The sequence below is a fragment of the Phaeodactylibacter xiamenensis genome (assembly GCF_000759025.1).
GTDB classification, from domain to species: Bacteria; Bacteroidota; Bacteroidia; order Chitinophagales; family Saprospiraceae; genus Phaeodactylibacter; species Phaeodactylibacter xiamenensis.
Window position 1 is genome coordinate 91,229 of record NZ_JPOS01000075.1, and the last position, 21,268, is coordinate 112,496.

At 52.8% G+C, this 21,268-nt stretch carries 12 protein-coding genes; 5 read left to right on the forward strand and 7 right to left on the reverse strand.

What is annotated here, in order from left to right; translation table 11 throughout:
- Window positions 1–7 precede the first annotated feature (7 nt).
- Complete coding sequence (locus IX84_RS18815; RefSeq protein ID WP_044224236.1) at window positions 8–1,456, reverse strand: hypothetical protein; 1,449 nt, start codon at window positions 1,454–1,456, stop codon at window positions 8–10.
- Between the two features lie 208 nt (window positions 1,457–1,664).
- On the opposite strand from IX84_RS18815, the gene IX84_RS18820 reads away from it, so the two are divergent.
- Both IX84_RS18820 and IX84_RS18825 read left to right on the forward strand, forming a co-directional pair.
- Window positions 1,665–7,367 (forward strand): T9SS type A sorting domain-containing protein, encoded by a 5,703-nt coding sequence (locus IX84_RS18820; RefSeq protein ID WP_044224238.1) that lies wholly within the window; start codon window positions 1,665–1,667, stop codon window positions 7,365–7,367.
- Window positions 7,368–7,548: 181 nt separating this feature from the next.
- Window positions 7,549–8,322, forward strand: coding sequence for an SDR family oxidoreductase (locus IX84_RS18825; protein WP_044224240.1), 774 nt, complete (start codon window positions 7,549–7,551; stop codon window positions 8,320–8,322).
- On the opposite strand, the gene IX84_RS18830 is transcribed toward IX84_RS18825, so the two are convergent.
- Entirely contained in the window at window positions 8,319–8,735 is a 417-nt protein-coding gene (locus tag IX84_RS18830) for an OsmC family protein (protein ID WP_044224242.1), read from the reverse strand. The genes IX84_RS18825 and IX84_RS18830 overlap by 4 nt on opposite strands.
- Before the next feature lie 95 nt (window positions 8,736–8,830).
- Between IX84_RS18830 and IX84_RS18835 the strand changes: the two genes are divergently transcribed.
- Window positions 8,831–9,460, forward strand: coding sequence for a copper homeostasis protein CutC (locus IX84_RS18835; RefSeq protein WP_052516206.1), 630 nt, complete (start codon window positions 8,831–8,833; stop codon window positions 9,458–9,460).
- Window positions 9,461–9,547: 87 nt separating this feature from the next.
- Here IX84_RS18835 and IX84_RS18840 read toward each other — a convergent pair whose 3' ends face one another.
- Window positions 9,548–11,062: a SusD/RagB family nutrient-binding outer membrane lipoprotein gene (locus IX84_RS18840; RefSeq protein ID WP_044224245.1), complete on the reverse strand. Its 1,515-nt coding sequence runs from the start codon at window positions 11,060–11,062 to the stop codon at window positions 9,548–9,550.
- Between the two features lie 36 nt (window positions 11,063–11,098).
- Entirely contained in the window at window positions 11,099–14,173 is a 3,075-nt protein-coding gene (locus tag IX84_RS18845) for a SusC/RagA family TonB-linked outer membrane protein (protein ID WP_044224247.1), read from the reverse strand.
- 489 nt (window positions 14,174–14,662) lie between these two features.
- On the opposite strand from IX84_RS18845, the gene IX84_RS18850 reads away from it, so the two are divergent.
- Window positions 14,663–16,558 carry an FAD-dependent oxidoreductase gene (locus IX84_RS18850; RefSeq protein WP_152605139.1) on the forward strand — a complete coding sequence of 632 codons (1,896 nt, stop codon included), beginning with the start codon at window positions 14,663–14,665 and terminating at the stop codon, window positions 16,556–16,558.
- A gap of 30 nt (window positions 16,559–16,588) precedes the next feature.
- Here IX84_RS18850 and IX84_RS18855 read toward each other — a convergent pair whose 3' ends face one another.
- Window positions 16,589–17,707 carry a glycoside hydrolase family 10 protein gene (locus IX84_RS18855; protein WP_063978286.1) on the reverse strand — a complete coding sequence of 373 codons (1,119 nt, stop codon included), beginning with the start codon at window positions 17,705–17,707 and terminating at the stop codon, window positions 16,589–16,591.
- Window positions 17,708–18,061: 354 nt separating this feature from the next.
- Here IX84_RS18855 and IX84_RS18865 point away from each other — a divergent pair, with 354 nt between their 5' ends.
- Window positions 18,062–18,733 carry a hypothetical protein gene (locus tag IX84_RS18865; protein ID WP_044224250.1) on the forward strand — a complete coding sequence of 224 codons (672 nt, stop codon included), beginning with the start codon at window positions 18,062–18,064 and terminating at the stop codon, window positions 18,731–18,733.
- A 449-nt stretch (window positions 18,734–19,182) separates the two neighbouring features.
- Here IX84_RS18865 and IX84_RS18870 read toward each other — a convergent pair whose 3' ends face one another.
- Both IX84_RS18870 and IX84_RS18875 read right to left on the reverse strand, forming a co-directional pair.
- Entirely contained in the window at window positions 19,183–19,713 is a 531-nt protein-coding gene (locus IX84_RS18870) for an RNA methyltransferase (RefSeq protein ID WP_044224252.1), read from the reverse strand.
- A 26-nt stretch (window positions 19,714–19,739) separates the two neighbouring features.
- On the reverse strand, window positions 19,740–21,257 hold the full coding sequence (locus IX84_RS18875) for a T9SS C-terminal target domain-containing protein (RefSeq protein ID WP_044224254.1): 1,518 nt from the start codon (window positions 21,255–21,257) through the stop codon (window positions 19,740–19,742).
- Window positions 21,258–21,268: the final 11 nt, after the last annotated feature.

Genomic DNA, 21,268 nt, shown 5'->3' on the forward strand with positions numbered 1-21,268 from the left:
ACGGTTTTCAGGGCTCCAGTTCAGCTATTTTTTGCTGCAGCCACGCCTTGTTGAAGACCGCCCCCGCCTCCCGGGTATCTTTCTGCAGGCGCTGCCATTCCTTGTGGTAGCGCCTGTTGTTGTAATAACCTTTATTTTCACGAAGGACCGCTGCCCGCCGCGTCAGTTTGAAGAGGTTGTAATACCCCTGCCGCCGCCCGTCTGCCATCAGCTTGTTGCGGACGAGGTATTGGCGGAAGGAGTCCACGAGTGCGTACAGCGCGCTGTATTCTTCAAGGTCGTAATAAGTCCGCAGCAGCAGAGCCTTAGCGCCAAGGCTGTACCTTAGGTCGCTGTATTCCACCCGGGTGAGTAATGCGAGGACCTTGTCGTACTCCTTTGCTGCATAATGATAGGAGGCCAGGTTAAACCGGTAGGCATTGTCCCGGGCACCTTCAGGCAGCAATTCGCGGTAGTCCTCGATAAAATGGTACACCCAATCCAGAGCGTTGAGGCGCAGAGCGGTGGTGACGATGTTTTTGTAATGCCATTCCGACAACTGCCCGTCCTCCAGCAAGAGCCCCCTGTCCAACTGCACCTGGTACAACTGGAAAATTTCCTGCAAAAACTTAGCCTCTCCAGTATTGATTTTTTGAATACAGTAATTCTGAAGGTAATTGTAAATATTTTTCAGCTCTTCGTCCGGGAGGTCTTCCTGTTGGCAGCTCAGGTGGTGTAGCACGCCGTAGTAGTAGTCCTCTCCGGCTTTGGTAATCATTTGATAAAGCTGGTAGTAAATATTGATGGCTGGTATGGACTGATATCTTTCCGGATCTTCTTCTACTTGTTGCAGCGCCACCGCAACCATAGCGTCCTGATAGGCGACCTTGAGTATCCGTTCCCGTACCGCCATTTCGCAGGCATCCCTCAGCTTTACCGACAAAAAATAGTGATTCAGGTAGAATTGCTTGTCCTGCAGGCTGCTGTCCCGGCGGCGTTCTGCAACGGTCGTGAAGAAGTAATCTGACTCTGTTGCCAGCTGAAACCGATGATAGTACCAGTCTGCATCGCGCTCCCGCTGTTGTGCGGCATTGGCTTCCGATTTGGAAAGGGCTTTCTCAAACCATCGAAGTTGCTGCCGTTGCCGGAGCTGCCCCAGCAAAAACGGGGTGCGGGCTTCAGGTTTTTCGAGGAAGCCCTCAATTTCCAGGAATAGTTCCAGCAGCCGTACGGTGTAGGTGAAAATAACTGCTAACTTAGGCTGATCGTGAGGCGTGCCCGGGAAGAGGGCCTGGAAAAGCTTTTCGCGCTCACATCGTTCCTCCGTGAAGTCAGGATAAGCCGCGCTGAGGTACTGTACGAGCAGGCGTACCCCATCGTGCTTATTATGGTAGGGTGATTCCGCAAATTCCCGGAAACGGGTCATCTCCCGCCGGGACAGGCTTTGGAGCAGCTGAATGAGTTTATGTTTATGCATGCACTAAAGATAAAAAATCCAAAAATGCATGGCTTTATTTTTGGGTTAATTGTTTGTTTTAAAAGGCTTTAGGGGTTGGATAAGTGAAATTTTGCAGATTAAAAAATCCAAAAAAAGACCAAAAATGTACTTGTTGCCCGGCAGGAGGTTTGTCATTTTTGTATTGTGATCGAATCCAATCAACGGACCTCAGCGAAACTCATTTAAGATGAACCGAATCCTTCAATCCATGAACGCAAAGTACTTTTACCTGCTACCGCTGCTGTTTAGCGCACTCAGCCTGCCTGCACAGCAGGCTTGTCTAGATTTTGAAGATTTCCCCGCAGGCCCTGCCTTTGGCCCGGTTTTAAACAATACGCCCGGCGATACACTCTTTGAACAAGACGGGCTGATCGCCATTGCCCGCAAAATTGAGTACCTCAATGGCAACACCGGCTTCGGCAATGCCGCCATTGAAGGGGCAAACGTGAACTGGCTGGACGGGAATTTCCTGTTCATGGGCAATAATGCCCTGGAGTTGCAATACCCGAACGGCGTGCAGCAAGTTTGCTTCGATTTCTTTGATGGGGGAGGAGAAGAGAATTTTTCTGTCAACGGCAGCGATGTGGCCGTGCTCACAGGCTTCCCGGATATTGCCGGTATGGACTTTCCGGGGGTAGAGGTCACCGTTACCCTCGACAGTAGCAGCAACAATACCTTCCTTTCTGCGGGGACCGTTTGTATTACCGGCGAGGTCTTTAGCCTGCTCGTGGGAGGGCAGGAATTTGGGGTGGACAATGTCTGCGCCACTCCTTTTGATAACCCGAATACCGGTGATTGCCTGGCGTTCGAAATGATGGATACCATGGGCTATGGTGCTCAGGCGGGGACGCCGCCCGGCACGATATTTTATACTGAATCTGATGTGGCAATGCGTCTCGCTCCTGTTCAAACCCTGTTCTGGAGCAGCGTGTACGGCGATTTGCGGGTCCGTCAGGCTGCTGACTTTCCGGATTTCACCCAAGCCTCCGGGCAGTTCCTCGAATTTGCCAGTATTAACTCCATCTACGATTTTACCGCCTACTCTGAGCTGGTGGAGCAGGTTACAGTCGATTACTACTATGCTCCCGATGGCGATGGGACCATCAATTTTGCGGCTAACGGTGCGGCCCTGCTGATTCAGTTTGTTCTGGAGCCCGGGTTTTATCCACTGGCTCCCGGCGTGACGCTGGAAGTGGTGCCTGACAACAACATCAACAGTTCCGGGCAACTGATTTTCGAGGGCAATGTCCAAAGCCTGCTCATTGGTGGCGTTTCCGGGCTGCATATTGATAATGTCTGCATTAATCCACCGCCGCCCTGCGCCCTTCAGGAGCTGATTGTTCAAGCCGGTGATTGTAATCCCAACGGTGTTTTTGAAGTCACCATTGATATTGAATACGATGGGCTGCCCACGGATACCCTTCAGTTGTTTACCAATGGCAACTACCAGCTGTATGCCGCAGGTGATTTTCCAATAACGCTAAGCCCGTTCATAGCCCCAACTGATGAAATCGAGTTCAAGGTCTCGGCTTTTGGTCAGCCTGATTGTTTTCTGACGAAGGTGCTGCCTGCACAAGATTGCGGCGCGGATTGCACGCTGGAAGGCATTGTGATGGAGGGCGGCGTTCAGTGTTTCCCCGGCGAAGATATTTACACGATCATCCTGGTTGTCGAAGGGGCGCAGGAGGGGGATACCCTGACCGTTTCAGCTCAGGAAACCAACTACCTGGAAACCCTGATCTACAATGGCCAGCAGTTGGTGCTTGATCTGCCAGTGCCCGCTGAGCAGTTTGAAGTCCTAAACATCTGTGATTTTAACGGAAACGCTGATTGCTGCAAGGAAATCAGCTACGATGTAGGCTGCGCAGACTGTGTTTTTGACCACCTCAGCATCGGCTTTCTACCCTGCGATGGGGACTCCCTCTTTTACTTCGAGCTCGGCTTTGACGCTCTTGGCAACCTCCCAAGTGAATCCTTTAAAGTAGAAACCTCCAACGGGTTCCTGGAAACCTATGCCTATGCCGACCTGCCCGTAACGGTAGGCCCGGTGCTGGGGTACGGTGAGCCCGTAACAGTTTGGGTGTACGACACCGAAGGTGACTGCGGGGCTTCCCAAACGATCATCACGCCGGACTGTGCAGATGGCTGTGTGCTGGAGGGATTCAATTTACTGGTCCCGGCTGCCGGGTGCAACAACGATGGCACCTACAACATCCCGATGACCATTGATAATGCTCAAAACGGTGATGTACTGCAAGTGACTTCCCTGGCGACCGGCTATTCAGAAACATTGACTTATGGTGAGCCCTCACCATTCACCTTACAGCTATCAGGCTGGCCCTCCCCCGGGTCTGGAACAGATAGCTTGTCGATTTGCTTTGCCAATCAGCCGGACTGCTGCGCCTATGTTGACTTTGAAGTGCCTTGTGACCCGGTAGACTGCGGTTTGGAAGCGGTAGTAGAGGTGATTGATTGTCAGCCCAATGGAGTGCTTACTTTTTCCGTGACCACTTCGAATGCCAACCCTAACGGCGGGCCATTCGTGATGATCAGAATCGGAAATACTTTCTCGTATGGCCTGGTGGGCGTCAACACTACTGTAGAGGTAGGGCCGTTCATTAATCCTGGTACCGATGAGATTATGGTTTTGGTCGAGCAATGGGCTAATCAGTCGCCCAATAGTGTTTTCTGTGAAGTCGAAGTGCCGGTAGACGTGAGCGGTTGCAACCCCGACTGTGATATTCCTGCTTTCAATGTCTTCGCGGAAGGCTGTACCGGCATTTTTGGCAGCTATTCAGCATTTATAGGCCTGGACGAAGCCGCGCTTGATGGAGCCCCTATAGATATTTATGTGAACGGAGACCTTCGCTGGAGCGAATACACCGGAGGAGACCTCAACCTTGATATTTGGGCCATCAACCCGGGAGACGTGCAGGATGTGATCTCCATTTGTTATACTGAAAACCCGGAGTGCTGTATTTCCAAAGGAGTGGATGCTATTCCCTGCTACTGCTCAGATATCCTGAATATTGTGGCAGAAGCTACGCCTTGTGACGGGGACAGCTACTATGTGGAGCTTGATTTAGTCGCCTCTGACTTTGGAGATATTTTTATTCTTGAAGTAGACGGTGCGTTTTACGGATCCTATACTTTTTCAGAATTGCCACTGACTATAGGGCCATTTGAAGGGAATGGAGCACCCCTGAACCTATTTGCTTATCCGGATGGGGATTGTGAGCCTGCGGAAACAATTATAGAAACCCCATTTTGCAATCCGGGATGCGACATCCAAGCCGTATTTGCCGATGCAACAGACTGTAATGACGACGGGGAATACAACCTTGTCCTCGACCTGGAATACAGCGGGGTGCCTACCAGTTTCGAAGTATCCATACCCGGGCTGGGCTACAGCGAGGTATACGGGCTCAACGACTTCCCGGTGACCATCCCGGGGCTGCCCGGCGATGGAGCAACCTATCAGGTGAATATCGGGGCGACGGACTGCAACGCCTTCACAGAAAAGCTTTTCGATGCGCCGGCCTGCAATGTAGGCTGCATCTTCAACAACGTCATCGCCGAGCCTCATCCCTGCGAGGACGGCACCTTCCTCGTTGACATCGAAGTGCAGGTCAATGATCCCGGTGACCTGGGCTACTTCATATTCGCGGACGGGGAAATTTTTGGTCCATTTGACTACAGCGAGCCTTTCGTGACCCTCGGTCCCTTTGCCGGAGACGGGGTGACGGTCTACGATTTCCTCATCCTCGATTTTGCCAATCCCACCTGCTTTGGTTATGTGGAGGTCGGGCCAAAATCCTGTGATAACGGTGGCGATTGCCAAATCCTTGAGCTTGCCGCAACGCCCCAGGATTGCAATGGGGATGGCACTTATGATTTACTGGTAGATATTGCGGTCGAAGAACCGCAGAACGATTTACTGTTTTGGTTCTACCTCAATGGCGACTATATCGGGCAAAGCACGCTTGCCGCCCTGCCGGGAGAGCTGATTAACCTGGAGCTGGTCAATACAGAAGAAGTCACTTTCAAAGCCTGCATTTTTGATCAGCCGGATTGCTGCAAGGAAGTCGTTTATACCCAGCCAAACTGCCAGGGCGACGCCTGTCTGATCGGGGATGTAACGGCTGATTTTGCCTTCTGCGATGAAGAAGGCTTTTATATGGAGCTCGATTTCGTGTCGGGCAATCAACCGGAGAACGGGCTCTACAAGATCTTCGGTAATGGCGAAATCTATGATACCCTCAGCTACGGCGATGAGCGCCCGGTAGTGGTGGGCCCGTTTGACCCGTTCACGGACAATATTTATGAATTGATTGTGGAAGACCTGAGCGGAGGAGACTGCAGTGGTTTTACCGAGTTTGTCGCTTTTGACTGCCCGCCGGATACCTCTTCGTGCTTAGACTTCGAACCCTTCGCAGGTTTCCAGAGCCCGCCCGGTGACGGGACCGGTGAGCTGCAGGAGGTGGGCACACAGGGTGGGGTATTCTTTGGCTATTCCCTGGGTGATTTCTGCCTGTGTTCCATGGAGGTTGTCGATTCAGAAGACTTGAACTTCTTCGATCCGGCAGAGGGGCAGGTCGTCGAGTTCACGGATGCGGAGCTGTACTTCGAATTCCCGGAACCCGCAGGTGAGGTCTCCTTTGACTATTCCACACAGGAAACGGAGGTTTACCTGACGGAGGACGACTTCAATGTGCTGACCTTGCTCGATACCCTTACGGCCAATACCCTCGTTACCCTGCCGAATGGCAATACCATTAAGCGCATACCGTACGCCAATACCAATAACTTTTCGGAGGCTTCCCGGATCGTGATTACTGGCGAAGTGACGGTCATGAGAATTCTGGGCACCGGCTTCCTGGATAACCTCTGCTGGTCTCCGGCTATAGAAGAAGTCTGGCCCGGCGATGCCAATGCCGACAACCTGGCCCACCATATTGACCTGCTTTCGATCGGGTTAGGCTATGGCGTATCTGGCCCGGCGAGAGTGGATCAGGATAACTCCTGGAGCCCCACCGTATCCATGAATTGGGACAGCACTTTTGCTGATGGCACCAACTACAAGCATGCGGATTGCAACGGCGATGGGATCATTGATGAGGCCGACCGTATGGTCCTGATGGATAACTATGGCTTATCGCACGGTGTGCCCGAGCCGGTTACGGAGCTGCCAGGCACTGACCTGGACCCACCGGCATTCATTAATTTCCCGGCGGACCAGCCCAGTGGTGCGACCTTCCAGGCCCCCATCCTCATTGGTTCAGCCAATACGCCTGTGCAGAATGCTTACGGTGTAGCCTTTACCGTGCAGTTTGACCCCGAGGTCATCAACCCCGATGAGATCGAAGTGGTGTACCCCACAAGCTGGTTTGGCGAGCCCGGGGTCAACACCCTCACCGTTGATAAAGTCTACCCGGATGGGCGTATTGAGATTGCCATGACCCGGATTGACCAGAACAACGTCTCCGGGCACGGGCAGGTCGCCTACATCATTGGAATAATCGATGATATTGCCGGGCTTACGGAATCGGAAGTATCTGTAGAGAAAACCTTCTGTATCGACCTGGAAGAGAACCGCCTGCCAATTCAGGGGCAGGAAACCATCTTTAAGGTTGTTTCCAATGAAGAGGCAGACTCCGGAAGTGGCGTATTCACCCTCTTCCCGAACCCGGCAACCGATTGGGTCAACATCGTCAGCCCCCACGGGTTTGAAGCCGATCAGATACAACTGCTCAATATGAACGGGCAGGAGCTGCCGGTGCAGGTGGAAGACAACCGGCGCCTGTCGCTGGCGAATCTGCCATCGGGCGTTTACCTGGTCCGGATCACTACCGGGCGGAGTATTGTCCACAAGCGGGTCGTCAAGGAATAGAGGCAGCCGGGGTTAGGCACCGGGTGCAGGCATTGTGCCCGGTGCTTAATTCAACCTTACCCTTCAACCGAGTTTATCAAAAGTGGCCGTTCCTTACAGCAGGGAGCGGCTTTTTTGATGGGCAACAAACTACTTCGGGCTTTTGCTGTTCTCAAAACGGACGCAAATACCAACCAAGAACATGAAGCATTGGACACTCAAAGGGAAAACCGCAATCGTTACCGGAGCCAGCAAGGGCATTGGGAAAGCCACTACAGAAGAGTTCCTCGCCCTGGGCGCGGAGGTGCTGTTCCTGGCCCGCTCCGAAGACCTGATCCGCGAAGCTGAAGAAGAATACCAGCAGAAAGGCTACAAAGCATTCGGTATGGTAGCGGATATAGGCGAAGAAAAAGAGCGTATAGCCATCGTGGAGCGCGCCGCTTCGCTCTGGGGCAAACTGGATATTCTGGTTAATAACGTGGGCACCAACGTCCGCAAGCCCACCCTGGAAGCCACCTTTGATGACCTGCAGCATGTAATGGACATCAACGTGGGCACCGCCTTTGATCTCAGTGTCCGGCTGCACCCGCTTCTGTTGAAGGGAGAGGGGCCCAGTATCGTAAACGTAGCCTCTATTGCCGGCAAAACCGGTGTAATGTGGACCACAGGCATCTACGCGATGTCAAAAGCTGCGATGGACCGGATGACCAAGTACCTGGCCGTGGACTGGGGCAAGGATGGTATTCGGGTGAATTCAGTAGACCCCTGGTTTATTGCCACAGCACGGGTGGACCGGGTGTTGAAAATCCCGGAGAAAGTCCAGCGCATTAATGACGCCACGCCATTGGGCAGGGTAGGGGAGCCGGAGGAAGTCGCGCGGACCATCGCCTTTTTGGCTATGCCTGCCTCTTCTTACCTGACGGGGTTGAATGTGCGTATTGATGGTGGTTTTTCGCAAGTTGGGATTCAAGGTTAATCCGCTTTTTCCCAACTCCAGGTGATCTCAGCGGCTTTTTCCAGCATGATTTTGACAGAGCAAAGTTTCTCCATAGACATGCTCACCGCCCGCTCAGCTTTATTATCGGCAATATTTCCGTAAAGCGTATAGTGCACATGGATGGCTGTGAAGGGAGATGGTGTTTTAGTGGTATCCCGCTCACCAGTCACCGTTACCTTAATGTCACGCAATTCCTGCCGCTGTTTACGCAGTAAATGGATGACATCGATGGCGCTGCAGCTGCCCAGGGATGCCAATAGCATCTGCATAGGCCGAAGCGCCTTGTTGTGCCCGCCGATGGAGGGAGAGCCATCGGTTTCGACGGTTAGGCCATCTTCATTGGCGGCTTTCAGGTGGAAGTCATCGTCCAGACGGGTCAGTTCTACTTTCATAGTGAGGTCAGTTTTCCAAATAAAGGCTGCAAGATGCGGATTGGTTGGCAAAAGGGGAAGGGATTTTCGTTCTTTGCAGAATAAAATGACGAAACATGGAAGGAATCATCCGGGAAGCCTGCGTGGAAACCCTGGAACAGTGCCGCCGGGCTGAGTCGCTTGGTGCTGATCGCTTAGAACTGTGTGCCCGGCTGGACCTGGGCGGGACCACGCCCGACTGGCAGCTGGTAAAGGAGGTATTGAAGCAGGTGCAAATACCCGTAAAAGTCATGATCCGCCCCCGGGGCGGCAACTTCATCTATACCGAAGTTGAAGTGGCACAAATGAGAGCCAGCATTGCCCGCTTCCTCGATTTGGGCGTACCAGGGTTCGTTATTGGCACCCTTACGCCTCAGCATCAGATAGACCTCCCCCTGCTCACCACCCTGTGCGAAGCTATGGAGGGCCGGCCCGTCACCTTCCACAAAGCCATTGATGAGGTACCCGACATGGAAGCCGCTGTCGGGCAGCTCAAAGCCATTCCTAATTTGAAGTACCTTCTGACCTCAGGCGGTGCCCCCACGGCACAGACAGGTCTGGGTCAGCTCCGCAAGCTGTTGAAGTGTGCTGCGCCAGAAATAACAGTCATCGCGGCAGGCAGCGTTACGAATACCAATCTTCAGCAATTCCACCAAGCCTTAGGCGGCAGCGAATACCACGGGCGGAAGATTGTAGGTGAGCTGTAATCAAAAAGCCCTGCCGCTCATTCGAACGGCAGGGCCCTCGTTCAGCCTGAAGACAGGCTGGTATAACTCCTTAATTCATCATCAAATTTACTTGTCCCACCAAACCGGTACGGTGAAGTGATCAGGGAAGTTGGTTCCCAGACTTTGCCGGTTCAGTGCCTCCTGCATATTAGGATTAACGCCCAGCTCACCCTGAGGCAGTACAAGACGTACCGGTATAGTACCCCCTGTAACGTTGTTCGGGTAGTCAACCGGAGTCAGTTCAGGATACCCTGTACGACGCCAGTTAGAGAAGGTCTCATACTCATTCAGGAAGGTAGCGGCCCAGTACTGCTCACCGATTTGCTGCATGGCATTAGCTTCATCAAATGGGTTGTCAGCAAGGTACTGATCGATTACAGCATCCTCTACTACGATAGAAGCATCGAAGCGCTCCCAGTTCTTCATAGCAGCGCGGATACCATTTTCGTAATGCTGTTGTGCACTACCAGAGTGCCAGCCACGTACAGCCGCTTCTGCCAGCAGCAGTTCAGACTCAGCAACAGTGAGGAACATCATAGGCGAAGAAACCTTTACGATAGCCTGATTGACTGTACTGAAATCATCTGCAGAAGTTCCGGTTGGGTTGTCCAACAGCGTCTCGGTGTCCAGTCCGTTAGGCATACCATTGTGCTCGGTACCATTTACAGGCAGAGTACCAATGATATCCAGACGAGGGTCGTTGTGGTCTTTCATCCAGTTGACGAAAGTTGCGCTCAGGCGTGGGCAACCCTCACCGGCAGAACCGTTAGTCAGGTCAAGGACTTCACCGATACCGTTGCGGTTAATACCTTCCGGTCCGTTGGTGTGCTCAATGAAAGCATCTTCACCAGCTTGCAGGGTACCGCCCTGAATGGCTTTCTCTACCCACTTCTGTGCTTCCGCAGGGTCAACTTCAGACATCCGCATGCCGAGGCGGAGCATCATAGAGTAGCCGAAGCGGCGCCACTTGGCAGGATCACCACCATAAAGGAAGTCTGCAGAGCCAAAACCACCTTCGTCGCTGATCTGAGCAATGCCTTCTTCCAGTTCCTTGAGCATATCCTTGTAGATAAACTCCTGTGTATCAAAAACCGGGAAGTCAATACCCTCAATGAAGCCTTTTCCAGCTTCAGAGTAAGGGATGTCACCGTAAATATCCGTAAGGCGGTGGAAAATCACCGTACGCCAGATGCGAGCCATGCCCAGCATCGTCTGATCCCCGGCAGTACCGGATTCAAGCGTAGCAATGAGATCCTGAATATCCTTAACCGCTTGTGTGTACTGACGGTCAAAAAGAGAAGAGGAATACCCGGCGTTGTAGAAATACTTATCACCAGACCAGTAGCCACAAGTCGTAGCCAAGTGCTGCATCATGGTAGAGGAGTAAATCAGAACGGCACGCCAGTTTTCATAGCGTTCACCTGAAGTACGCAGTTGAATCCAGGAAAACTGGAAATTCGGATTAATCTCGATGGCCGCGTTGGGGTTGGTGTTCAACTCCGCAAAGCCGTCATCACAGGCCGTGGTGGTCAGCATTAAAGCCACCGCCACAAGGGTTATATTTCTAAAAAGTTGTTTCATTTTAAAAAGTTTTGTCAGTGAACAGAGGATTAATGCTTAGAAACGGACGCCCAGGTTGAACTGAATGGAGCGCGTTGCCGGCACACCAAACATTTCAAGTCCTTGCGCATTGCCTACGTTGTAAGTAGATTCCGGATCAATATTGTCTGCAGCACTGTACAGAAGACCTACGTTACGTGCACCGATACCAACGTTCAGGCCGCTGATTGGCAGGTTGGCAATAACACTTGATGGCAGGTTGTAGGTAAACTGAACCTGACGAAGCTTGATGTAATCAGCGTCGTAAACAAACTGCTCTGTGATGCTGTAAATCCGACCATAGTAATCCTCCACGTCCTCTGCGGGAATGGAGCCAATACCTGTTTCACGTCCTTCCAGCGTTTCTTTATGCAGACCACGCAGGTAGGCAAAAGCGTTGGTAGCAGAATAGATTTTACCGCCCCAACGGGAGTCAATCAGGAAGTTAAGGCTAAAGTTCTTGTAGCGGAATGTGCTACCAAAACCAACCATGGTTGGTGCCACGCCTGTACCGAAGTGGGTGAATTCACCCTGCTGAGGAAGACCATTGTCGTCAAGAACGATTTCACCTGCCTCGTCGCGAACGTATGCAAAACCAGCTACCTGGCTGTACGGCAAACCTTCAACGTGCTCGATGTAAGCAGAACGCGTCCGGCTTTCATCACCACGGATAGTTTCTTCGTCATTTTCCGGATCAAGCAGGCTAACCACTACGTTGTCGTTGTAAGCATAGTTCAGGTTGATATCCCAGGTAAAGTCCTGTGTTTTGATAGGCGTACCCGTCAGCAAGAGCTCAATACCTTTGTTGCTCATTTCCCCAAGGTTTACAATCTTGGAGCCGAAGCCAGAAGTAGAAGACACTGCGGCGCTGATGATGTCGTTCTCTGTAGTTCGGTCGTAGTAAGTCAGGTCAATGCCCAAACGACCGGTAAACAGGCGCATATCCAAACCGAATTCCAATTCCTTAGTTAGGAGCGGGATCAGGTTAGCGTTAGGAATCGAGCCGTTGGTAATACCACCGAGCGCTTGTCCCAGGTGGCCCTGTCCGAAGATTCCATAGGTCAGGTTCAACTGATAAGGAGAAGCCGCCACACCAGGACCGGATCCTGTTGCATAAGACGCACGAAGCTTCAGGAAGTCAATAGTTCTGGGCATTACAAGCAAGTCAGAAAGTACAGCACTCACACCTGCAGAATAGTAGCCCTGATTGTTATCGCCTCCTGCACCCTCGATTGGTGAAGTCAATGTAGAAAACCAGTCGTTGCGGTAGGTACCGTTTACATAAAATGCCCGCATCAGACCAACCTCAGCAGAGCCAAACAGGGAGTTCACCTGCCATTCGCTGAAACCATAGTTTACAGACTGGTTTTGCAGGTTTCCAATCGCATGGAGGAACGGAATATTGAAGTTGTTTCCAGATCCGCCCAAAGACTCAGAGAAGTTACGCTGCTGGTTGCCACCTGCAAAAACGCTAATCGAGATGTTATCCGTTAAATCCTGATCATAACCAAGCAGAAGCTCCGTGTTCAATTCCTGTACCTCCCGCTGCCCTTCAGAAAGCTGGCCACGTGGGCTGTAAGCAGTTCCGTATGGCGTCAGGTTACGGGTACGGTTGGTGAAACGGTCTAAACCAATACGGCCACGGGCGTACAAGCCACCAACGATGTCGTACTGTAGCTGCACCTTACCCATCAGGCGGTCTTTCTTGCTGTCGTTATCGAATTGATGCGCAGCCCAATAAGGGTTAGTTACGAATACGTTGTCGTTGAACTGCAGCTCTGTGCCATCTTCTCCGGCACCCAGCTTATTAGGGTCCCCCTGAAGTGTTTCCACATCTATAGTAGCCGGCAGTGACCACGCTGTGTAGTTCGCATTACCTGGAGAGTCGGACAGACGAGGGCGGTTGTCTGCTTGCTCATGTACATACATTGCGGAAACCGAGGCACTGAAACGCTCGCTCAGCTGTGCGTTGGTACGCAGAGTGAAGTTGCGGCGTGTCAGGCCAGAGTTTGGCATGATGTCGCTGTTGTCCAGGTTTGAAGCGGAGAAACGAAAGTTTACCTTGTCAGAACCGCCAGTCAAAGTCAGCGTGTTGATAAATGTCAGACCTGTTTCATAGAATCGGTCGATGTTATCACCTGCATCCCCATATGGACGCTCCACACCATCGAATTGCATGACGTTGCGGTTGGCATCAAGTGGCTCGCCCCATGCATAAAGTTGCTCTTCCAGCGCCTGGTCTACAGTCGTAGGAGCCGTACCGTTACGGCCATGGCCATATTCCCGCTGGAAGTCATAAGTGTTGATGAGAGACTCCGTCCGTACGCTGGAGTTGAACTCCACACCGATGCCTTTGCGCTTCCGGCCGCTCTTGGTGGTAATCAAAATTACACCGTTTGCAGAACGATAACCATAAAGTGCAGCAGCGGAGGCACCTTTAAGTACAGAAATGGTCTCGATATCCTCAGGGTTGATAGACGAGATACCGTCACCTCCGTCAGAACCACCCCACATACCCGCAGAGCCAAGGTTGGTGTTGTCGATAGGAATACCATCCACAACGTACAACGGCTGGTTGGTACCGGAAAGCGAGTTGTTGCCACGGATGACTACCCGTGAAGAACCCGCAGCACCTGTGGAAGTAGTGGAGACGTTTACACCCGCTACTTTTCCGGAAAGGGAATTAACCACGTTCATCTCACGTGCTTCGGCAAACCCGGCAGGGTCTACTTCGGAAACGGAGTAGGTCAGTGCCTTCTTTTCCTTTTGAATTCCAAGTGCCGTAACGACTACCTCATCAAGGTTAACACCCGCAGATAGTTCTACATCAATCTTGGTTTGACTGCCCACCGCCACTTCCTGTGTCTCGTAGCCGGTGTAGCTGAACACCAAAGTGGCATCTTCTCCAACTTTAATGGAGTAGTTGCCGTCCAAATCGGTTAGCACCCCGTTTGAGGTTCCTTTCTCGATGATGTTCACCCCGATCAGGGACTCACCATCAGAGGTGACCGTACCCGTGACGGTCTGCTGTGCCACCAACGGGAACGCCAGCAGCATGGCAAAGCATAGGGTCGTTAGTAGTTTTTTACTCATTGTTTTGAATTTTGTTGATCACAATCATGAAAATTGGTTACAAGGCTTAGTTGATGATATAGTCGCGTTTTCATGACTTTGGGGATACTAAAATAGCAAACCTACCGGTCATGCCAGACAGGTAATGTTCGATGGGAAGGCAGGAAAACTAAAGGCTAAGTCAATTAACCGCCGTTTTTTGCCTGTTTCAGATTTGCGGTTTACAGATAGGTCAAAAAGCTGGAATTTCCTTTTGGCAATTTTGCTTCCTGCCCCATTTTATCGCTTTCCGGGGACTAATTTATGCATAATTGTTAGATTCGCACAATAAATTTGAGAAAATTGTGTGCGCACACAATTTTCAATATGCAGTAAAGTAACTGCCGGTTATTGCCGGAATCTGCCTGTTTGTGCCTGCTTATGCGGGAAATACAGTAAACCGGGCTTTGTCAGGCTCCCGTTTGAGCCAAAACCGCTGCATTCCTTTTATCAAAAAAACAATTAAATAAAATGAAAAAAAACTTAGCCTGTTACCTCATCGCCTGTTTTGTTTCCCTGCTGATGGGATGTTCCAACCCTGATGCTCCGGTATCTGACCCGGTGTACGATGTGCTTGTTGTCGGCGAAGGCACAGGAGGCACTGCCGCCGCCATTCAAGCTGCGCGGTCCGGTGCGCAGACAGCTTTGGTCAATCCGCTGCCTTGGTATGGCGGGATGCTGACTTCAGCTGGAGTGAGCGCCATCGATGGGAACCACGAAATGCCGGCAGGGCTTTGGGGAGCATTCCGGTCTGCCCTCTACGACTACTACGGCGGTCCGGAAGCGGTATTCACGGGCTGGGTGAGCAATACGCAGTTCGAGCCGCATGTGGGGGCTGCTATACTGGACTCCATGATACAAAAGGAAGCCTTGCTGACGCCTTTCCCATCTGTAAGGTGGGATTCGGTCTGGCGCTCCGGTGACCTGTGGGCCGTCCGTACCGTATCCGAATCCGGAAGCACACAAATTTTAAAAGGCAAGGTCCTGGTGGACGGCACTGACCTGGGAGATGTGGCGGCAGCTGCCGGTGCGGGCTTTTGGGTGGGTATGGACAGCCGGTCCGAAACCGGGGAAAGCATGGCGCCGGAACAAGCCAATACTATTGTGCAGGACCTGACCTATGTAGCCATTCTTAAAGATTATGGAGAAGGCAAGGCTCCGCTGCTGGAAGCGCCTGAAGGGTACGACCCGGAGGAGTTCTTCTGCCTTTGCCGCAAGCGTTGTGATGACCCGGAGCGTATTGAGTGCGATAAAATGCTGGACTACGGCAAGCTGCCTAATAACAAGTACATGATCAACTGGCCGATTATCGGCAATGATTATTATGTGAACGTGATGGCAATGACCGAAGAAGAACGGGCGGCGGCTTATGAACAGGCGAAAAATCAAACCCGGCAGTTTGTATATTACCTGCAGAACGAGCTGGGCTATACCAACCTGGGCCTTGCAGACGATGAATTCCCCACTCAGGACCGTATGGCACTAATGCCCTATCACCGTGAAGGCCGGCGTATCAAAGGGTTGGTGCTCACGACTATCAATCATATCAAAAGCCCTTACGATAACGATCCGCCCCTATACCGGACGGGTATTGCTGTGGGGGATTACCCGGTCGACCACCATCATGAGAAAAATCCGGAAGCTCCGGAGATTGACTTTCCCAAGGTACCTTCCTTCAATATCCCGGCGGGCAGTTTAGTCGTTCAGGGAGTACCCAATCTGCTGATGGCCGACAAAGCCATTTCGGTAACCAATATCGCCAATGGCTCCACCCGCTTGCAGCCGGTGATCCTTCAGGTAGGGCAGGCGGCTGGCCTGATGGCGGCAATGGCTGCTCAGCGAGGGCAGCGTGTGTCAGATTTGCCCGTGCGCGAAGTGCAGCAGGGCGTGCTGGAGGCCGGTGGTTACCTGATGCCTTACTACGATGTAAAACCCGGCGATCCCCACTTCGAAGCCATTCAACGGATCGGTGCTACCGGTTTGCTGGCAGGCACAGGCGAGCCTTACAAGTGGGCCAACCGCACCTGGTTCTACCCGGATTCTATCCTGACAGACACTGCTCTGGCACAGGGCCTAATCCGGCTGGGCGTGGAATGGAACGAAAAGACCGACGGGGCTCCCGTTACCTTAGCTCAAGCCAAAAACGCACTGGTCCAACTGGCAGGGGCACTTTCGCTGGAGGTTGCCTGGCGGGGCAAACCTGATGCATTTGAAGCGGCTGTGGCAGAAGTGGATAAGGCTGCCGGGCTCAACCTGCCTGAAGCAGAAGCCCCAATCACCCGACGGCAATGGTCCGTGTTAGCGGATGAGCTGGTACGCCCCTTTCAACAGCTACCGGTTACGTTTGAAGGGGGACTGAATAAATAATTTGATTAGCCTCAGCCTGTCAGGTTGGGGCTAATACAGTTCTTCAAAAAAGGACTCCTGCCTTTTCAGCCCTTCATAAAAGAAGAAGACTTCGCCCTCCAATCCGAGCGAGCGGTTGTGTTCCACCATTTGGCGGAGCAGGGTGTCGGAGGCAATATAGTCCCCGACTTTGAGCAGGATACCGGGGGCGAGCAGATGATGGTGCTCTGGCGCGACCTGTTCATTAACGATGGCATTGAGTGCTAAGCGGTAGGCTTCAATATCGTAGCGGTAGACCTGCGGGCAGATTTCATCCACCCAGCCATTTTTTACCCATGTCGGCCAGTCCTGCAGGTATTCGAATTTACTCCACGGATAGATGCTGGGGGAGAAGGACAGGGTCAGCGTGCTGTCCAGGGCCCGAAGTTCCCGGCTCATCCGTCCCATGAAGTCGTTGAGACGGTTGGCGCGCCAGTCCACCCAGGCTGTATCCTTGTAATTCATCGGCGGGCGCTGCCCATCGTGTTCTGTTTGGTAAGCGGCTACCGTGAGGCTATCGTACCCGGCCAGCGAAGGCAGAGCGGGCAGTCGGTCGTCGCCCTGAATGCCATCTACATCGTACTTTTCCACTACCTCTTTTACCAGGCTAAGCACGAAGTCCTGCACTTCCGGATCAAAAGCGTTCATCCATTGAAACCCATTTTTGGAGACGATCTGCCCGCCGAAGTCCCGGGCGGCCCAATGTGGCTTTTGCCGTAGCAGGTAGCCCCCCTCCGCTTCTTTATAAGAGCTGGCGAATCCAAACTCAAACCAGGCAACCACACGGATATTTTTAGCATGAGCGAGGTCAATCAGCTCCTGCAGCGGGTCGCGCCCTTCGAGCTTGGGGTCAATGCGTACGCCAAAGGTTTTTTCCATAACTGCACTGGGGTAGAGGGTGTAGCCCCGGTTCCAGGTGACGGTATAAATGGTGTTGAAGCCCAGGCGGGCGCAGTGCTCCACTGCGGCTTCCAGCCCGGCTTTGGAAAAGAGGGCGTCACTGTCTACGTTGGTCAGCCATACGCCGCGGGTAGGGTGGGGAGTGGGCTCCGCTGCCTCCTGAGTTTTGGAGTTGGAACAAGCGGTCAGCGCCAATAAGGTGAGAAGGATTGGCAAGAGGGTCTTTGTCATCCGTTTTTTGACAAAGCTACTAAAGGTTTTTCGAACACCGGGGGCACGCTCTGACTGCTATAGTCCTGACGGAGGCGGTACCTTCCCCCGGTGTTCTCGGTTGGTCTTGTTAGGACGCCCGGCGAAGGGACCGGCTTCGTTGTTCTCAGCAAGGACGCCCGGCGAAAGGAGAGCGCCGGGCGTCACCACCGGGGGCACGCTCTGACTGCTATAGTCCTGACGGAGGCGGTACCTTCCCCCGGTGTTCTCGGTTGGTCTTGTTAGGACGCCCGGCGAAAGGAGAGCGCCGGGCGTCACCATTACTTGCATTTTTACCGATGATAAAGTATTTTTATGTATCTAAATCTCTCTGTTATGGAATTCTACAATGACCAACTTTTCCATATTTACAACCAAGGCAACAACAAAGAGCGTGTGTTTTTTGATAGGGAAGACTATCTCTTCTTTATCTGGAAAATGAGAGCTTATCTTCCAGAGTTTGGAGATCTGATATCCTGGTGTTTAATGCCCAATCACTTTCACTGGCTGTTTTATGTGAAGAAGACTGAAGTAGACCGGATGCAATTTTTTGCAAGAGCGGGAAATGTTGAATGGAACCGTCGAGTTCATAAGTATGGCAAAAAGGCGAGGAAGGTAGAACGGAACTACTCCAGAAAAGACGGTGCCTCGCCTCTGATAACCCTCAATGAAGCAATCGGTATACTCCAAATGTCCTATGCAAAGGCCTTCAACCCAAGACGTAATCGTACGGGTAGTTTATTTAGGCAGGACTGCAAGGCAAAAGATGGGTGGATCGATGAGTTTATTACGGTGACTAATACAAAAGGGCAGCTTGATTCCCGCTTTTTACCGGGGAGTGGCTACGCTTTTCATTGTTTTCAGTATATCCATGAGAACCCTGTAGCTGGAAAGCTAGTGAAATCATCTACTGTTTGGGAGTATTCTTCTGCTAAAGATTACGCTGGGCTCCGGCGGGGGAGTTTATGCAATTTAGACTTTGGGAAGTACTTAATTGAGAATTGTTGAGCGCGCGGGGCGTCACCACCGGGGGCACTCCCTTCCCCCTGTGTTCTCGTTTCCTGTCAAGGACGCCCGGCGAAGGGAGAGCGCCGGGCGTCATCACCGGGGGCACTCCCTTCCCCCGGTGTTCTCGTTTCCTGTCAAGGACGCCCGGCGAAGGGACCGACTTCGTTGTTCTCAAACTACGTCGGACGGTGAGAGCGCCGGGCGTCCACACCGGGGGCACTACTTTCCCCGGTGTTCTCGGTTGGCCTTAGGAAGGACGCCCGGCGAAGGGAGAGCGCCGGGCGTCTACACCGGGGGCACTGCCTTCCCCCGGTGTTCTCGGTTGGTCTCAGCAAGGACGCCCGGCGAAGGGAGAGCGCCGGGCGTCTACACCGGGGGCACTGCCTTCCCCCGGTGTTCTCGGTTGGTCTCAGCAAGGACGCCCGGCGAAGGGAGAGCGCCGGGCCTCCTCAAAACCGCCACTGCCTGGTGACCTCCCAGCAAACGACTCCTACGCAGACCGCAATATTCAGGGAATGCTTGGTGCCATACTGCGGTACTTCCAGGCACCCATCAACCTGTTCCATTGCGGCATCACTGACGCCTTCTACTTCATTGCCGAAGACCAACGCAACTTTCTGATCCTCCTGCCAGCGGAACTCCTGCAACCAGGTCCGCTCATCTGCCTGCTCTACGGCCAGCACAGTATAGCCCTGTCCCTGTAGCTGTTTAAGGGCAGCAACGGTGTCTTCATGGTAGCTCCAGCTGACCGATTCGGTAGCTCCGATGGCCGTCTTCAGAATTTCCCGGTGCGGCGGGCGGGCGGTGATGCCGCAAAGGTGGATGTGTTCCAGCGCAAAAGCATCAGCAGTCCGAAAGGCAGCCCCGACATTCAGGCCGGAGCGGATATTGTCCAGCACAAGTACCACAGGGGCTTTGGGCTGTGCTTTGAAGGTGTCGATATCAGGCCGGTTGAGTTCCTGAAGTTTGAGTTTGCGCATGAGGACTGTTTTTTGTTTTGAATTTTTTATCGAAGGAGCTGCACGCTTCCCCTCCAGATGCGGTTGGTCCCATCCTTCAGGGCAAGTACAGCCTGGTAAACGTAAAGCCCGTTATTACATGGCACTCCTGCCCGTTGGCCATTCCAGGTATCATTGGGCACGCGGGAACGAAAGACCAGGCCGCCCCACCGGTCAAAAACTTCCAGTTGGAGGACCTCCTGCACGCAAGGTCCGAAGAAAATCTCAAAGGTATCATTCCGGCCGTCGCCGTTGGGGGAGAAACCCGTAGGAGCATAGATATCCTCACAGGGCGGTATGATGACCCGCTGTTCAAGCGTATCGGTACAGCCGGTGAGGCTGTCGCGTACTGTAGCCAGGAAATTGGTGGTTTCGAACAGGGTCGCTGTTGGCTCGGGGCAATCACTGCAATCCAAAACATTATCGGGCTGCCAGGACCAAATCAGAGGCCCAACCCCGCCGCCACTCCCTTGCAACTGAACGGATTGCCCGGCGATAATGGTATCTTGTGAAGCCTGCACACTGGCCTCAAAATCAACGGTAGATAACAGCAATTGCACCACGCTGTCGCACCCCAGGCTGCTCAGTAGCGTATCGGTGTAAAAACCAGGCTTATCGTACCATCGGTCACCAACAGCAAAGGCCTGCCCGGGGCACAGGAAAGTATCCAGCAACACCTCGTCTCCAATGCCATCAATGATTTCAGTGATCAAAATGCTGTCGTTGCAAAATGGGGCACCTGGCAGAGTATCCCTGTAGATGCCGGGCTCTGGAAATTCCCGCCCGTCAATAATCAGAGGGGTACTGGTACACAGGGTAGCCGTCTGTTCCCGCACCGGATTACAAATGCGCAGGCTGATATCGTCTATAGCGAAATCATTGCCGCAGTCGCCAGGCGCAAAATTAACAATACTGAGCCGAACAGCATCCTGGTCTTCCGGCAGGGTGAATACAATGCCAAACCGGTTCCAGCTCAGGATAGGAGTGGTCGGTAAGTTTCCGGTCGAGAGGCTCTCCAGCAGCTCGTCATCTTCCGGGTCACGGAGCTCAAAGCGGATACTGGGCTCCGTGCTTTCCCCTCCGCATGCTGAGGGCGTAACCACATTGGTTATGTAGGCACTGAATTCATACCGGGTGCCGGGGCAAAGCTCGTCAATAAGAAGGCTGAAAAACTCACCCGGAGTATCAGCAGCATCAAAAAGGAGCATATACCCGAACCCGTCATCCGGGGTATTGTCCAGTCCATCGTGCCAGTTCGCACCATTGAGCTGAGTGCGGTTCGTGACCATGTAGGTGCCGGCCTGGGGGCTCCCGTCGTTGTAGCTGTAACTGGTTATGCCGGATGGCAGCGGTGGCCCGAAGTTGGGGCCCTGCCCAAAACCTTCGGACAGGGCGGCGGCACCGGGCTCGCCTTCGCATAATTGTGCTGCTGCCCGAAAAGGAAGTATCAAAAGGAGGAAAAAGACCCAAATTCTCATAATGGATTTATCATTTGCTTTCTCTCCGTAGCTTAGTACTATTGCCATGCTGCCACCAG

Excerpts from the sequence above, each read along its gene's own strand:
- IX84_RS18815 (WP_044224236.1), bottom strand. The coding sequence starts at position 1,456 with ATGCATAAACATAAACTCATTCAGCTGCTCCAAAGCCTGTCCCGGCGG.
- IX84_RS18820 (WP_044224238.1), top strand. The coding sequence starts at position 1,665 with ATGAACCGAATCCTTCAATCCATGAACGCAAAGTACTTTTACCTGCTA.
- IX84_RS18825 (WP_044224240.1), top strand. The coding sequence starts at position 7,549 with ATGAAGCATTGGACACTCAAAGGGAAAACCGCAATCGTTACCGGAGCC.
- IX84_RS18830 (WP_044224242.1), bottom strand. The coding sequence starts at position 8,735 with ATGAAAGTAGAACTGACCCGTCTGGACGATGACTTCCACCTGAAAGCC.
- IX84_RS18835 (WP_052516206.1), top strand. The coding sequence starts at position 8,831 with ATGGAAGGAATCATCCGGGAAGCCTGCGTGGAAACCCTGGAACAGTGC.
- IX84_RS18840 (WP_044224245.1), bottom strand. The coding sequence starts at position 11,062 with ATGAAACAACTTTTTAGAAATATAACCCTTGTGGCGGTGGCTTTAATG.
- IX84_RS18845 (WP_044224247.1), bottom strand. The coding sequence starts at position 14,173 with ATGAGTAAAAAACTACTAACGACCCTATGCTTTGCCATGCTGCTGGCG.
- IX84_RS18850 (WP_152605139.1), top strand. The coding sequence starts at position 14,663 with ATGAAAAAAAACTTAGCCTGTTACCTCATCGCCTGTTTTGTTTCCCTG.
- IX84_RS18855 (WP_063978286.1), bottom strand. The coding sequence starts at position 17,707 with ATGACAAAGACCCTCTTGCCAATCCTTCTCACCTTATTGGCGCTGACC.
- IX84_RS18865 (WP_044224250.1), top strand. The coding sequence starts at position 18,062 with ATGGAATTCTACAATGACCAACTTTTCCATATTTACAACCAAGGCAAC.
- IX84_RS18870 (WP_044224252.1), bottom strand. The coding sequence starts at position 19,713 with ATGCGCAAACTCAAACTTCAGGAACTCAACCGGCCTGATATCGACACC.
- IX84_RS18875 (WP_044224254.1), bottom strand. The coding sequence starts at position 21,257 with ATGGCAATAGTACTAAGCTACGGAGAGAAAGCAAATGATAAATCCATT.